Here is a 14,927-nt window from a genome sequence, read left to right as displayed (position 1 = left end):
AGAGTATTATGCCTGCCCCTCGGGTCGTTAGCTCAGTGGTAGAGCAGTTGGCTTTTAACCAATTGGTCGTAGGTTCGACCCCTACACGACCCACCACTTTTCCAAATCACTATTAATGTCGACATTCCTAAATACAGCAGCTACATTGTGCGCGTATTTTTTTGATGCGTTTAAAAACGCTTGAGGGCTGGCGAACATGAGTCATATTTCTGAACGTATTCTTGTGCAGGCACATCTTGCCGCAAAGCAAATTAAGCCGCTAACGGCTGAGCGAGAGCAAGAGTTACGTGAGAAAATCGTCCATGAGTTAAACGCTCAAAACGCTGTTCTAGTGGCACACTATTATTGTGATCCTGTGTTGCAGGCGTTAGCCGAAGAGACGGGGGGCTGCGTGGCAGACTCTCTAGAAATGGCACGCTTTGGCACGCAGCATGCAGCCGACACTTTGGTGGTTGCTGGTGTGCGGTTTATGGGCGAAACAGCAAAAATTTTAAGTCCAGAAAAACGAGTACTGATGCCAACTTTAGAGGCAACCTGTTCGTTGGATTTAGGTTGTCCGGTAAAAGCTTTTTCAGATTTTTGTGATCAGCATCCTGAACGCACGGTAGTGGTTTATGCCAATACTTCGGCTGCAGTTAAAGCGCGCGCCGATTGGGTGGTAACCTCAAGCTGTGCTTTAGAGATTGTTGAAAGCCTAATGGATAACGGCGAGAAAATTATCTGGGGTCCAGATCAGCACTTAGGCCGTTATATTCAGCGGGAAACTGGCGCTGATATGTTGCTGTGGGATGGGGCTTGCATTGTCCATGAAGAGTTTAAATCTAAGCAGCTAGCGGATATGAAGCAGTTATATCCTGAGGCGTTAGTATTGGCTCACCCCGAGTCGCCTACTGCAGTGCTGGAACTGGCTGATGTGGTAGGTTCTACTTCGCAATTGATTAAAGCTAGTCAAGAGCGCCCTGAAACTCAGTTTATTGTGGCTACTGATAAAGGCATTTTCTATAAAATGCAGCAGTTAAGTCCTAACAAGAGCTTTATCGAAGCGCCTACAGCGGGCGAGGGTGCATCTTGCCGTAGTTGTGCACTTTGCCCTTGGATGGCGATGAATACGTTAGAGGCGCTGCTAGAGAGTCTACAAACGGGTTCTAACGAGATCCAGGTGGATCCTGCGCTGATTCCTAAGGCGGTGAAGCCATTGCAGCGTATGCTGGACTTTACCCAGCAAGCACAGCTAACAGTAACAGGTAATGCTTAATCACGGTTTGCCGATTAATAAAAAGCCGAGCTTAAAGCTCGGCTTCAGACTGCTGACAAACCCCTCGTTCCCATCGAGGGGTTTGTTTTTTATACTGGGCACACATCTGCTGCAGGAGTTGTACAGTGTTACGTGATCGCCCCCAGACCCAGTCCGAACTCGAATTTGTCTGTATTGACGAGCTGGTTCCTTCAGACCATTTACTACGCAAAGTAGATCGTCATATCGATTTCTCGTTTATTCATGATCTAGTCAAAGACTTGTACTGCGCGAACAATGGTCGCCCAGCGCTGGATCCAACTCTACTGTTTAAACTGCTGCTTATAGGCTATTTATTCGGTATTCGTAGTGAACGTCAGTTGATCCGTGAGGTTCAGGTCAATGTAGCCTACCGCTGGTTCCTCGGTTTAAACCTGACCGACAAAGTCCCTGATGCCAGCACCCTTAGCCAGAACCGTCGCCGCCGCTTTAATGACTCGGATATCTACCAGCAAATTTTTGATGAAATCGTCTTGCAGGCGATGCAGCGTAAGTTGGTATCCGGCACGGTACTGTATACCGATTCAACCCACCTGAAAGCCAATGCTAACAAGGGGAAATGGGTCAAAGCACACGCCGTTTCAGAACGGCAAGCCTATATGGATAAGTTGGATCAGGCGATCGAGGAGGATCGCCTAGCCCACGGAAAAAAGCCCTTACCGCCGCCATCGAGCGAACCTCAGGTGCGGGAAATCAAACAAAGTAAGACCGATCCTGAAAGCGGCTTTATGACTCGGGATAACAAGCCCCAAGGCTTCTTTTATCTTGACCATCGTACGGTGGATACCAAAGTCAATATCATTACCGATGTGCATGTCACGGCGGGTAACGTCCACGACGCAGTGCCCTATTTGGCCCGATTGGAACGGCAGACACAGCGTTTTGGCTTTAACGTCCAGTATGTTGGCCTAGATGCAGGCTATCACACCACAGCCATCAGCAAAGGTCTGGAAGATAAGGGGGTAAAAGCGGTGTTTGGCTATCGGCGACCGATCCATCGCTAAGGGTACTTGCGTAAACGTGAGTTTATCTATATCGCCGAAACAGACCAGTATGTGTGCCCACAAGGACAGGCCTTGATTTACAGTACAACTAACCGGGAAGGGTATCGCCACTATGTATCTGATCCGGCTGTGTGCCGACAATGCCCGCTGCTTTCACGCTGTAATCAGAACGCCAAACAACAAAAAACGGTCACCCGTCATGTGTGGGAAGGCAGCAGAGAACGGCAGGATGCCAACCGGCTGACGCCTTGGGGTAAGGCCATCTATCAGAGGCGCAAAGAAACAGTAGAGCGAAGCTTTGCTGATGCCAAAGAGCTGCATCAATACCGCTACGCGCGGTATCGTGGTCGTCACAAAGTGCAGGCGCAATGCCTGATGACTGCCGCGGCACAAAACATCAAGAAAATCGCACTACTGGCAGGATAATTCCGCTTTTATAAACCTCTTGTCCTCATGAGTGCCTGTTTACACGCCTACTTAAGCTCAGATACGCCCAATTCACCTTAAAAAATCTTGGAGCAAAAACTTCCGCTCTTTGAACGCTTATCCCATTTGAGTGCTTATTCCAAAAGAAAAAGCGGCATTGAAGTGCATAAAACAACAAACCCCACCAAAAAGGCGGGGTTTGTCAGCTACCTGAGCCGAGCTTAAAGCTCGGCTTTTTTGTGTCTGTGTGATTTGTGCTGGATAAATACTAAGAAGTATCAATGTAGAAAATATTTTCCTAGCCTCTAGTTGGCTGACATTTAAAAGTTAATAAGTAGTGGCTAACAACAAATTGAGTATCTGTAACTAATCAATTTAGGCTGTCTTATTAGATTAGAGAGAAGGAGACAGAATCAATCAAGAGTGAGGGCGTTGAAAAAATACGCAGGCTAATGAGTAAGCTATTAGACATTGTTAAGCCTTATTTAATTAAGACTGAATAAAAAATGCCCGATATCAATATCGGGCAATTTTTATTGCGATAGCCGCAAGCTATTTTAGGCTTGGTGGGTGGACTATTGCTTGGTATTTTGCTGTTTTAGCAGGTCGCGAATTTCGCCAAGTAATAACTCTTCATTGCTAGGCGTTGGATCTGCGGGTGCTTCTTCTGCCACTTCTTCTTCACGCTTTAGGCGGTTAATGGCCTTAATTCCCATAAATACGGCAAATGCGATAATTAGGAAATCAATCACTGTCTGTAAGAATTGACCGTAAGCTAGTAATACGGCCGGGGTATCGCCTTGAGCTTCTTTGAGCACGATGGCTAGATCTGAGAAATCAACGCCACCTAACAATAAGCCAATAGGTGGCATGATCACATCGCCAACAAAGGAGGAAACAATTTTACCAAAGGCAGCACCAATGATGATACCAACCGCCATATCGACAACGTTACCTTTTACGGCAAAGGCTTTGAATTCTTTGATAAAACTCATTCTGAAGTTCCTATTTCTTAGAAATGATGACGCAAGCTATAAGCGAGTTATTTTAGCGTTAAAACGCTTGTTTAAGAACCGTTATTTTATAGCAGCTGAAAAAATAACGACCCTAGTTAAGTAGACTAGGGTCGTTGCTTAATTCAGTGAAATTAGTGAGTTCTGGCAACGGCAAACTGTGCAAGTTCAATCAGCGCTGCTTTATATTTTGACTCGGGTAGCGGGGCGAGATAAGCGATAGCCTGATCGGCGTAGTAGCGCGCACGCTGTGCAGTGTAGGCAAGTGCACCGGAGTCATTCACCGCTTGGCTAATTGCTTCTAGGTTTTCAAGGCCGCCTTTTTGAATCGCACTGCGCACTAGAGCGGCTTGCTCGGCAGTGCCCTCGCGCATTGTGACAATTAAAGGCAGGGTCGGTTTGCCTTCGGCTAAATCATCGCCAACATTTTTGCCTAGGGTTTCAGCATCGCCTTGGTAATCCAATAGGTCGTCAACCAACTGGAAAGCAATGCCTAGGGCATCACCGAACAGACGCAAAGCCTCGCAGTGTTCGGCAGGGGCGTTGGCTAACACTGCGGCGCTATGGGTTGAGGCCTCAAATAGCATGGCGGTTTTGCCTCGAATTACCTGCATATAGGTTTCTTCGGTGGTACTGGCGTCACGCACCTTGGTTAGCTGCAATACTTCGCCTTCAGCAATCACTCGCGTAGCGTGGGAGATAATCTGCATCACTGGTAGCGAGGCCAATTTAACCATCATCTCGAATGAACGGGCGTAGAGAAAATCGCCGACTAGCACGCTCGGCGCATTGCCCCATTTAGCATTAGCGGTTGCACGGTTACGGCGTAAATCAGACTTATCAACCACATCATCATGCAGCAGCGTTGAGGTATGGAGAAACTCAATAATGGCCGCCAATAGTAGCAGCTCGTCGTCTTGTTTATTAACGGCATTGCCTGCTAGCAATACTAATAAAGGACGTAAGCGTTTGCCGCCAGCTGAGATAATGTAATCGCCTATTTTTTCAACCAGCGGAACATCAGAATTAAGTTGTTGTTTGATTAGCTGATCGACGGCAGTAAATTCATCTGCTACGACTTGATAAAAGGCTTGTGGTTGCATAGTTGTTAGGCTTTTAAGTGAGTTTGTATGCATGCTAGGTCTGCCGTCGAAGACTGTCAAGGTAATGCGCGCAACTACTTGCTTAGCGGCAAATAGTTGCGTACAATTCGCACCCCTAAACCATTTTATTTGGGTAACAACCCTGACTTACGCAATTGCAGAGGCCCTAATCCAGCTAATGCAGCCATGCCAACCATTACTTATTTCTATAAAGAGTTGGGTGAGCAGGTATAACGGAGAATGCGAATGTACGCAGTAATTGTAACCGGCGGCAAACAATATAAAGTCGCTGAAGGTGAATACCTTAAAATTGAAAAGCTAGAAGTAGCTACCGGCGAAGCAGTAACTTTCGACCGTGTACTTTTAGTGGGTAATGGTGATGATGTTACTATCGGTGCGCCTGTTGTTGAGGGTGCTAAAGTGACTGCTGAAGTGGTTGAGCAAGGTCGTCACGATAAAGTGCGTATCATCAAGTTCCGCCGTCGTAAGCACAGCATGAAGCGTCAGGGCCACCGTCAGTGGTACACTGAAGTTAAAATCACTGGTATCCAAGCGTAAGCTTGAACCCCCAACTGGAGTACTGAACTCATGGCAACGAAAAAAGCTGGCGGTTCTACCCGCAACGGTCGCGATTCGGAATCGAAACGCCTTGGCGTCAAGATCTTCGGCGGCCAAACAGTTAAAGCTGGCAACATCATTGTGCGTCAGCGTGGCACCGAATTCCACCCAGGTAACGGTGTTGGTATGGGCAAAGACCATACACTCTTCGCTAAAGAAGAGGGCGTGGTTAAGTTCCAAGTAAAGGGTGCTTTTGGTCGTCGTTACGTTAGTATCGAAAACGCATAAGTATCTTTTTCAGAAAAGCCCTGTCCTATGACGGGGCTTTTTTGTTTGTGCAGGCAGTAAAGACGGATGACCGTGCTTGTTGTATCCTGCGAGACTATTATTATGCCCGTAGGCAAAGCGGGAGGAACAAAGCATGAAATTCGTTGATGAAGTATCCATCTTTGTAAAAGCAGGCGACGGCGGCAATGGCTGCATGAGTTTTCGCCGTGAAAAGTTTATTGAATTTGGTGGCCCCAATGGTGGCGATGGCGGTGATGGTGGTTCGGTATTGATGGAAGCCGATGAAAACCTCAACACCTTGCTTGACTACCGTTATACCCGCCGTTTTGATGCGCAGCGCGGTCAGAACGGTATGGGCAGTGAGAAAACTGGGGCTAAGGGGGAAGACCTAATATTAAAAGTGCCAGTAGGTACCACCATTATTGATGCTAATACCCAAGAGATTATTGGCGATTTAGTTGAGCATGGGCAGCGGATTATGGTCGCCCAAGGTGGTTGGCATGGACTGGGTAACACTCGCTTTAAGTCCAGTACTAACCGTGCACCGCGGCAGACTACGCCAGGTAAGCCAGGTGAGTCGCGTGACCTTAAGTTAGAGCTGAAAGTGCTGGCCGATGTTGGGTTGTTGGGTTTACCAAATGCTGGTAAAAGTACTTTTATTCGCGCCGTTTCAGCGGCAAAGCCGAAAGTGGCGGATTATCCGTTTACGACGTTAACTCCAAACTTGGGCGTAGTCGGCGTTGGACGCTTCCAAAACTTTGTGATTGCCGATATCCCCGGCTTAATTGAAGGCGCAGCTGAGGGTACAGGGCTGGGTATTCGCTTCTTAAAGCACTTAACTCGTACTCGCTTACTGCTGCATATTGTTGATCTTGCACCGCTTGATGAGAGTGATCCAGCAGAAGCTGCGCAGATTATTTTAAATGAGGTTGAGCAATTTAGCCCAGCGTTAATGCAGCGTGAGCGTTGGTTGGTGCTCAATAAAGCCGATCAGCTATTTGATGATGAGCGCAATGAGCGTGTGCAACATGTGATTGAGCAGTTGGCGTGGGACGGGCCGGTCTTTGTGATTTCAGCCATTGAGCGTGAAGGAACCGAGGCGCTGTGCAAAGAAATTATGCGCTTCTTAGATCAGCGTGCGGCGCGCATGCAAGAAGAGCCTGAGTTTGCTGAACAGTTAGCCGCCTTAGACCAGCTAATTGAAGATGAAGCACGGGCTTACTTGCAGTCGTTAGATGATCGCCGAGCCTTACGCCGTGCCGGAGTAAAACCGGTGGATGAGCTGCTAGACGAGGAAGAAGACTTTGAGGATGAGGAAGATCCTGAAGACGGTCCAGAGATTATTTACGTTCGTTAAAATCAGATGATTATTGGCGAGTGGCACTGGGGTGCCTCGCTCTAAGGTGTGAACTATGCGTGAGAAGATAACCAGTGCCCAACGTTGGGTGGTAAAGATTGGCAGTGCGCTGTTAACTGCTGATGGTCGAGGGCTTGATCGTGAAGCAATGGCGATCTGGGTCAGACAAATGGTCGCGTTGCGCCAAGCAGGAATTGATTTGGTTCTGGTTTCTTCTGGTGCAGTGGCTGCAGGTATGAGCCGCTTGGGCTGGTTAGAGCGTCCCAGTGCGATTCATGAGTTACAAGCAGCAGCTGCAGTTGGGCAAATGAGTTTAGTGAAAGCCTGGCAAACCAGCTTTGCTGAGCACAATGAGCGTACCGCTCAAATTCTCTTAACCCATGATGATCTGTCGGATCGTAAGCGTTACTTGAATGCGCGTAGCACCCTGCGAACTTTACTTGAGTTGGGCGTCATTCCAGTGATCAATGAAAATGATACGGTGGCTACCGACGAGATCCGTTTTGGTGATAACGATACCTTAGCTGCGTTGGTGGCTAACTTAGTGGAGGCTGACTTGCTGGTTATCTTAACGGATCAGCAGGGTATGTTTGATGCCGATCCACGGAGTAATCCAGAGGCACAGCTGATTTATGAGGCGAGGGCTGATGATCCAGAGTTAGATGCAGTGGCTGGTGGCACTGGCGGAGCCTTAGGACGCGGCGGGATGCAAACTAAGTTGCGTGCTGCACGTTTAGCTGCGCGTTCGGGCGCTTACTCGGTGATTGTTGGTGGCCGTATTGAAAGGGTATTGGATCGCTTACATGGTGGTGAGCGCTTAGGTACTTTGTTGTCACCGGAGCAATGCCGCCATGGTGCACGTAAACAATGGTTAGCCGGGCACTTACAAACCCGTGGCACCCTGACTTTAGACGCCGGTGCGGTTAAAGCCTTGGTTGAAGACCATAAAAGTTTATTACCAGTTGGTGTTACTGCGGTCGAGGGTAAGTTTCGCCGCGGGGAAATGGTGGTCTGCGTGGATCAGGACGGTAAAGAAATTGCCCGTGGTCTGGCGAATTACAGCGTAGCTGAGGCAGAAAAAATTCTTGGTCACTGCTCGGAAGAAATCGAGAAGATACTAGGTTATGTCGCTGAGGCTGAGTTGGTGCATCGGGATAACTTAGTATTGAGTTAAGCGCATAATTAATGGGTTGTTGCTAGAAGCCGTGTTCATTACTGAACGCGGCTTTTTTGTTTTTAACTATCCCGGCAGGAGCGCATTTTTAGGCTAAGCACCTAGTCTTGAGCATATAAAGGGTCGCGGTCGGTAAGACGAGGGCTAGGTGATGAGAAAGTCAGTAGCAGGTTTTAGCCTAATCGAAGTGTTAGTGGCATTAAGCGTGTTCTCTTTGGGAATGCTCAGTGTGCTAGAACTGCAGGTTAAGGCAAGTACTTACGCTGGGCAGGCTAAATATGCGCAAGCTGCGCACTTGTTGGCTTTGGATTTGCGCGGAATTTATCAGTATCAGCTACTAAAGCAAGCGAATGAGGGCGCTACTGCTAATGATCTGTTGTTACCAACGAAAACCTTGGGTGGAACTTTGCCCATAGCGACCTGTGCAGCTGACATAGGCTCAATTGAGGTGCAGCTGAGCTGTTGGCAAGAACGCATGTTTAGGCAATTACCTAGTGCTGAGCAAGTGTTTGCTGAGTATGCCTATATTTGTCAGAGCGACGAGCCAGGTCGGTGCAGCGCTACCGGTGATGCTTTAGAGATTCAGTTGGCTTGGACTGCGACTAATAGCTTGTGCTCGGTAGTATCTCCGCTGGATAGCGGGCAGCAACTGTGTCTTTATCGCGCGCGTATTGAGCTATGAATAAGTCGGTCAGGCGGTATATGCAAGGGTTAAGTCTGATTGAGTTATTGATCAGCTTGGTGTTAAGCAGTGCCTTGATACTTACCGTCAGTACCTTGTATTTAGCAGTTAAGAAGCACTATTTGCTACAGGAGTCAGTATTGAGCACGCAAGTTAATAGCCGATTACTGCACAGTTTATTACTGGAATATGTAGCTAAGGCAGGTTTTCGCCAGCACTTTGATCAGGAGCGGTCACAGGTATTTCCGACATTGACGACTTATGCAGAGTGCTCGTTTAAGGCAGCGCAGGTTTTAGTGGTAGATACGCAATTAAATCGCTTTTGTGTGCGTTATGAAGCAGCCACTAACGCACAGTTAGATTGTACAGGGCAGCCAATAGAAGGGACTGCGGTGTTGTTGTTTGAGTTTCGCTTAAATCCACAGCAGCCCTATTTAGGAGCGCTTTACTGTAAAAATCTAGTGGCGAAAGTACCAGCTGCTGTGGAGTTGCTCTCGGGTATAGCTGATGTGCGTTTGCAACCGCTGCATCGACACAGTGCACAGCAAGAGCAATTGGTTGGATTGGCTGTGCAGTGGCTAATAATCAGTGAGCAAAAATTTGAGCAGGTTTCTTCAAAGGACTTAGATGGCTGGCGTGGCGGTTTACAGTCTCGCTTGCAGCAACATTTTGCAGGGCATCTGTATCAAGAGGCGCGGGCTCATTTCACGACGCGGCAGCAAGGCTTATGAAAAGGTTAATGCGTGCAGATCAGCAGCAGGGAGCTGCATTATTAGTGAGCTTGGTGTTATTAATGCTAATGAGCTTGTTAGTGATTAGTGTGGTGGATAGCGTTATTTTAGAGACTCGTATTACTGGGGTGATTACTCAGCAACATAGCTTAGAGCAGGCAGCTGAATATGGTTTAAAACAAGCAGAGCAGCAGGTGTATGCATTAAGTCAGGCGCAGCAGCATCCTTGGCTGTTGCTTAATGAGTGTGGGAGTGCGGGCTGTATCAAACCTTTGCTTACCCAAGAGCAGCTACAGGAGTTTTATCAGGCGGAGCTATCGCTGTTTCAGCGCTATGACGCCCAAAGTCAGCGATTAGCAGGTGATGAACAGTTGCAGGTGCGCTGGTTGATTGGTTGGGTGAGTCCTGTGCTATTGAAGGCGACAGTAGCGCATTACTCCCCTACAGCATTACCTGCCGGTGCGCAGTATTTTATTGTCAATGTATTAAGTCAAACGGAAGCAGGGCAGCACGTGCAGTTACAAACCGTGCTGGCGGATTTTTGGCTGGCGGAGTAATCAGCGCTTAAGGGAGTTAACACATGTGGAGACTATTTAGCCAAAAAGCACTTTGGTTGTTAGCGCTTTATATTTTACAGCCTGCTGAGGTAGTAGCAGAGGTTGCCTGCGATCCTGCCCATTTGTCGGTCATTCAGCATCTCAGTCAGCGAGCAAGCCCACCTTTAGTTCGTTTTATTACTCAACATAACCCGACTGTTTTATTGCGTAATCACCTGTTGCAGTTAGAGGCAGAATCCAGTCTTCAAGAGTTGTTATTAGTTCAAGTGGGTCAAGATCAGCAGTTATATGTCACACAGCGCAATGGTTCACTGCTGGGGCTCAATCCGCAAACAGGTGCTGTACTGTTTGCTTGGCAGCCAGAACAGCTTAGTCATCTACTGCCGCCAGTCTCGGTACAGACACAGATGCAAGCATTGCCACAGCCAGGGGCTAATCGCTCAGGCGCCGCTAGCGTGTTGGTAATAGCTATGACCGGCAGTCTGGAGGGGCTGCTGGTGTTGCAATTAGGCATTCAGCAGTTACCACAACTGAGTTGGCAGCAAATTGCAGAGACAACAGCGCCAAGCCCATCACTTGGCTATCCTCCTTCGATGCAAATAGCCGAATTGGCGCCAAGTCAGTGGTATGTATTGTGGGGCGTGGCCGGTGAATTATTGTTTTATCGCTTGGAGAGCGGTGAGTTAAGCGCGCGGACAGTGCTAACAACCAGTCCGGAGCCTCTTTCAGCGCTAGGATTGGTTGCCGAGCACAGGGCGGGAGTTGCCACTATGGCCTATGTTGGCGGGGCGAGTGGGCGATTATGGCGAGTTAATTTGGCGCAGGCCCTGAGTGGATTGGAAAGCAGTGGCACATTGATTTTCCAAGGTGAACCGCAGCAGTCGATCGTATTAGCGCCCTTGGCCTTGCCGTTAGCTAGTCCTCAGCACGCACCACAGTTGCTGGTGGTTTTTACTGCAGAGCAGCGGCAGCAGAATCGCTCCTATGTGCTAGGGGTGCGTGATAGCTGGATGGATCAGCCAACTAGCACCACCGTGATTACCTCCGAGCAGTTGCTGCAGCAGCGTGTCACTGTAGAACAGTTTGAGTTTAATGTGCTCAGCGAGGTGGGACAGCTCATTAATGGTGGGCTAGATTGGTCGCGTTATGCCGGCTGGCGCTTGGCTTTATTAGAGGGACACTTCGTAGTCGAGCCGTTGTTGATGTTGGATAAAAAGTTATTTCTAGTCGCCAGAGCGTTGGATGCTGAGCAGTGTTTAGCCAGTGCTCAGCATTGGTTATACGGATTGGAGGTGAGCGAGCAGCAGGTCTTTAATAAAGCCGTTTTTTTGGCGCCAGAGGAGCCTATTCAAGGGCATCTCATTACCTTGGAGGAAGCACCAGAGTTAAGTGTGAAACGCAAGAATCAGCAACATTTATCCCTTTGCAGCTTGTCTCAGTGTTTTGCGTTGGGGCTTGAACCGCGACTCAGTGGACGCCAGTCATGGCGAATTATTCGATAATGGAGATGCCTATGGATAGGCAGCGCATACGAGGTTTTACCTTGTTCGAACTGATCATTACCGTGGCAATCGTTGGGCTGCTAGCCTCGATTGTTTACTCCAGTCATAAATTAAGTGTGCATAAGGGCTATCGGGCAGAAGGCAAAGCGTACTTGATGGATTTGGCGATCAAGCAAGAGCAACATTATTTTCAGTATCAGCAGTATGTACTTGAAAATAGTAAGTTGGCCGAACTTAAAATGCCGGCCCGCAGTGTGAGTCAAAAGTACCAAGTTAGTTTGGCTAAGCTGGCGAATGACGGAGGTTATACCCTGCAAGCTACGCCTTTATTTGATGATGAACTCTGTGGCACCTTATCAATTAATGCTAAGGGTGAGAAAAAACCAGCTACTGCGGGTTGCTGGCCTTTGCCTTAATCAGTTTCAGCTAACCTTTGCCTGCAGATTATTCAGCAACAGACCTGCAGGCAAAGGGCGCTTCAGGTATAATCCCTGCTTTATGTAAAACTACAGAGTTTGAGTGTGCTGTTATGGAAATCAATCCGCTGGTAACCCGTATTAAAGACTATTCTGAACGTACTGAAACGATTCGGGGGTATCTTTGACTACGCGAATAAAAAAGATCGCTTAGTTGAAGTCGAGCGTGAGCTCGAAGATCCTAATGTTTGGAATGATCCTGAGTACGCTCAAAACTTAGGCCGCGAACGTTCAACACTGGCTAAAATCGTTGACACCCTAGAAGAGTTAGGTGATGGCTTAGTGGATGCCAGCGAACTGCTAGGGATGGCGGTTGAAGAGGATGACGCCGACGCGGTTGCAGAAATCGAAGCAGAAGTGGCACGTTTAGGTGAAGAGCTAGAAAAGCTTGAGTTTCGTCGGATGTTTAGCGGCGAGATGGATGAAAATAACGCTTACCTTGATATTCAAGCCGGCTCAGGTGGTACTGAGGCGCAAGACTGGGCCAGCATGTTGCTGCGCATGTATTTGCGCTGGGCTGACCATAATGGCTTTGAAGCAACCATTATGGAGTTATCTGATGGTGATGTGGCTGGGGTCAAAGGCGCCAGCTTACATATTAAAGGTGAGTACGCCTATGGCTGGTTACGGACTGAAAGTGGCGTGCATCGCTTAGTCCGTAAAAGCCCGTTTGATTCGGGTAATCGCCGTCATACTTCGTTTACTGCAGTGTTTGTCTCGCCAGAAATTGATGACAATATTGAAATTGATATTAATCCGGCAGATTTACGGGTTGATACCTATCGTTCATCTGGTGCTGGTGGTCAACACGTTAACACTACTGACTCGGCGGTGCGTATCACCCACGTGCCAACCAACACTGTAGTCGCCTGTCAGAATGAGCGCTCGCAACATGCCAACCGCGACACCGCAATGAAAATGCTGCGGGCTAAACTGTATGAGCAAGAAATGCAGAAGCGCTCGGCAGCTTCTCAAGCCTTAGAAGATACCAAATCAGATATTGGTTGGGGGCATCAAATCCGCTCATACGTACTGGATCAGTCACGAATCAAAGACTTACGCACCAACATTGAAAACAGTAACTGTGATGCAGTGTTGGATGGCGATATTAATGACTTCTTAGAAGCCAGCTTAAAGCAAGGGTTATAACCACCGGGTGTGGGATTTAACAAATATTTTTTAGCAGCTTAGCTGCACTGACTAAATTATTGGATGCACTCATCATGAGCGAACAACCGCTAAATACAAGTGAATTGCAAGAGGAAGAAAATCAGTTAATTGCGCTACGTAAAGAAAAGCTTGCCGCAGCGCGGGCTAAGGGTAATGCCTTTCCCAATGATTTTCGTCGTGAACACTACTGCGCCGATTTACAAAAGCAATACGCAGATGTGAGTAAAGAAGACCTCGAAGCCCAAGCAATTCCGGTCAAGGTAGCGGGCCGCATCATGTTGAACCGTGGTGCATTTATGGTTATTCAAGACAGCAGCGGCCGTTTACAGGTGTATGTGGACCGCAAAGGTTTAGATAAAGAAAAGCTGGCTGAAATTAAAACCTGGGATTTAGGCGATATTATTGCCGCAGAAGGCACTTTGGCCCGTTCGGGTAAGGGCGATTTGTACGTACATATGACTGCGGTACAGTTGCTGACTAAATCATTACGCCCGTTGCCTGATAAGCACCATGGTTTAACCGACACAGAGCAGCGCTATCGCCAGCGCTACGTTGACTTAATCGTCAATGATGAAGTGCGCGATACCTTTGTAACGCGCTCAAAAGTGATTAGCTATATTCGTAACTTCTTAGCTCAGCGCGGTTTTTTAGAAGTTGAAACGCCGATGCTGCAAACCATTCCAGGTGGTGCATCAGCTAAGCCCTTTGAAACCCACCACAATGCGTTGGATTTAGAAATGTATCTGCGTATTGCTCCTGAGTTGTATTTAAAGCGGTTAGTGGTTGGTGGATTTGAAAAGGTGTTTGAAATTAACCGTAACTTCCGTAATGAAGGGGTTTCTACTCGCCACAACCCAGAATTTACCATGCTGGAGTTCTACCAAGCTTACGCTGACTACGAAGATAATATGGACTTAACCGAAGAGTTATTCCGTGAGCTGGCGCTAGAAGTTTTAGGCACCACGGATGTGCCTTATCAAGGCAAGGTATTCCACTTTGGTGAGCCATTTGTGCGTTTGTCATTGTTTGATTCGATTCTCAAATATAATCCAGAGATTACTGCCGAGGACTTGCAGGATCTCGATAAAGCCCGTGCCTTGGCGAAAAAGCATGGGGCTGATGTGTTAGGTTTTGAAGGGTTGGGTAAATTACAAACCATGATTTTTGAAGAAACCGTTGAGCACAAGCTTGAGCAACCAACCTTTATCACCCGTTACCCATTTGAGGTTTCACCGTTAGCACGGCGCTCAGATGATGATCCAAACGTGACCGACCGTTTTGAGCTGTTTATTGGTGGCCGTGAAATCGCCAATGCTTACTCTGAGTTAAATGATGCCGAAGATCAGGCCGAGCGTTTTATGGCGCAAGTGGCCGATAAAGATGCCGGTGATGATGAGGCGATGCACTACGATGCCGACTTTGTACGAGCATTAGAGTACGGTATGCCACCGACAGCCGGTGAAGGTATTGGGATTGACCGTTTAGTAATGTTGCTCACCGACTCGCCGTCGATTCGTGATGTGATTTTATTCCCGCACATGCGTCCAGAGCATCACTAAGTTAGCGTAAGTCATGCCGCACCGAGGTTACTG

The 14,927-nt window shown here is 48.0% G+C and carries 14 protein-coding genes, 1 tRNA gene and 1 pseudogene; 14 read left to right on the top strand and 2 right to left on the bottom strand.

Going from position 1 to position 14,927, the window contains the following annotated elements; genetic code table 11:
- The first annotated feature begins 21 nt into the window (after window positions 1-21).
- The 3 genes and pseudogenes from AC2T15_RS09745 to AC2T15_RS09735 all read left to right on the top strand — a co-directional run bounded on the left by AC2T15_RS09745 (window position 22) and on the right by AC2T15_RS09735 (window position 2,724).
- Window positions 22-96: transfer RNA gene (locus AC2T15_RS09745), tRNA-Lys, on the top strand.
- A 100-nt stretch (window positions 97-196) separates the two neighbouring features.
- Window positions 197-1,255, top strand: a complete 1,059-nt coding sequence (gene nadA, locus AC2T15_RS09740) for a quinolinate synthase NadA (protein WP_053102840.1) — start codon at window positions 197-199, stop codon at window positions 1,253-1,255.
- Between the two features lie 125 nt (window positions 1,256-1,380).
- Window positions 1,381-2,724, top strand: a pseudogene (locus tag AC2T15_RS09735) (IS1182 family transposase).
- A 575-nt stretch (window positions 2,725-3,299) separates the two neighbouring features.
- Here AC2T15_RS09735 and mscL read toward each other — a convergent pair.
- Together mscL and AC2T15_RS09725 are read right to left on the bottom strand one after the other, a co-directional pair.
- Complete coding sequence (gene mscL, locus AC2T15_RS09730; protein ID WP_286593263.1) at window positions 3,300-3,719, bottom strand: large-conductance mechanosensitive channel protein MscL; 420 nt, start codon at window positions 3,717-3,719, stop codon at window positions 3,300-3,302.
- Window positions 3,720-3,871: 152 nt separating this feature from the next.
- Entirely contained in the window at window positions 3,872-4,840 is a 969-nt protein-coding gene (locus AC2T15_RS09725; RefSeq protein WP_053100373.1) for a polyprenyl synthetase family protein, read from the bottom strand.
- A 246-nt stretch (window positions 4,841-5,086) separates the two neighbouring features.
- Here AC2T15_RS09725 and rplU point away from each other — a divergent pair, with 246 nt between their 5' ends.
- The 11 genes from rplU (at window position 5,087) to lysS (ending at window position 14,894) form a co-directional block, all read left to right on the top strand.
- Window positions 5,087-5,398: a 50S ribosomal protein L21 gene (gene rplU / locus AC2T15_RS09720; RefSeq protein ID WP_053100372.1), complete on the top strand. Its 312-nt coding sequence runs from the start codon at window positions 5,087-5,089 to the stop codon at window positions 5,396-5,398.
- Between the two features lie 30 nt (window positions 5,399-5,428).
- Window positions 5,429-5,686, top strand: coding sequence for a 50S ribosomal protein L27 (gene rpmA / locus AC2T15_RS09715; RefSeq protein ID WP_053100371.1), 258 nt, complete (start codon window positions 5,429-5,431; stop codon window positions 5,684-5,686).
- A 133-nt stretch (window positions 5,687-5,819) separates the two neighbouring features.
- On the top strand, window positions 5,820-7,043 hold the full coding sequence (gene cgtA / locus AC2T15_RS09710; protein WP_286638332.1) for an Obg family GTPase CgtA: 1,224 nt from the start codon (window positions 5,820-5,822) through the stop codon (window positions 7,041-7,043).
- 55 nt (window positions 7,044-7,098) lie between these two features.
- On the top strand, window positions 7,099-8,217 hold the full coding sequence (gene proB, locus AC2T15_RS09705) for a glutamate 5-kinase (protein ID WP_486778176.1): 1,119 nt from the start codon (window positions 7,099-7,101) through the stop codon (window positions 8,215-8,217).
- A gap of 151 nt (window positions 8,218-8,368) precedes the next feature.
- Window positions 8,369-8,899, top strand: a complete 531-nt coding sequence (pilV, locus tag AC2T15_RS09700) for a type IV pilus modification protein PilV (protein ID WP_486778175.1) — start codon at window positions 8,369-8,371, stop codon at window positions 8,897-8,899.
- A 20-nt stretch (window positions 8,900-8,919) separates the two neighbouring features.
- Window positions 8,920-9,630 (top strand): hypothetical protein, encoded by a 711-nt coding sequence (locus tag AC2T15_RS09695; protein ID WP_486778174.1) that lies wholly within the window; start codon window positions 8,920-8,922, stop codon window positions 9,628-9,630.
- Window positions 9,627-10,187, top strand: coding sequence for a PilX N-terminal domain-containing pilus assembly protein (locus AC2T15_RS09690; RefSeq protein WP_486778173.1), 561 nt, complete (start codon window positions 9,627-9,629; stop codon window positions 10,185-10,187). The genes AC2T15_RS09695 and AC2T15_RS09690 overlap by 4 nt, the downstream gene beginning before the upstream one ends.
- Window positions 10,188-10,210: 23 nt before the next feature.
- Entirely contained in the window at window positions 10,211-11,689 is a 1,479-nt protein-coding gene (locus AC2T15_RS09685) for a hypothetical protein (RefSeq protein ID WP_486778172.1), read from the top strand.
- Between the two features lie 11 nt (window positions 11,690-11,700).
- Window positions 11,701-12,105, top strand: coding sequence for a type IV pilin protein (locus AC2T15_RS09680; protein WP_486778171.1), 405 nt, complete (start codon window positions 11,701-11,703; stop codon window positions 12,103-12,105).
- 113 nt (window positions 12,106-12,218) lie between these two features.
- Window positions 12,219-13,314, top strand: a protein-coding gene (prfB, locus tag AC2T15_RS09675) for a peptide chain release factor 2 (protein WP_486778170.1) whose coding sequence is annotated in 2 segments (ribosomal slippage) — window positions 12,219-12,290 and window positions 12,292-13,314 — 1,095 coding nt in all. Because the reading frame shifts where the segments join, the coding sequence is not laid out codon by codon here.
- Between the two features lie 74 nt (window positions 13,315-13,388).
- Window positions 13,389-14,894 (top strand): lysine--tRNA ligase, encoded by a 1,506-nt coding sequence (lysS, locus tag AC2T15_RS09670; protein ID WP_053100352.1) that lies wholly within the window; start codon window positions 13,389-13,391, stop codon window positions 14,892-14,894.
- Window positions 14,895-14,927 lie beyond the last annotated feature (33 nt).

Source organism: Thiopseudomonas sp. SA1F2-1K (assembly GCF_057443035.1).
Note: the sequence above shows the minus strand (reverse complement) of the source record. Positions and strands in the feature narration are given on the sequence as shown.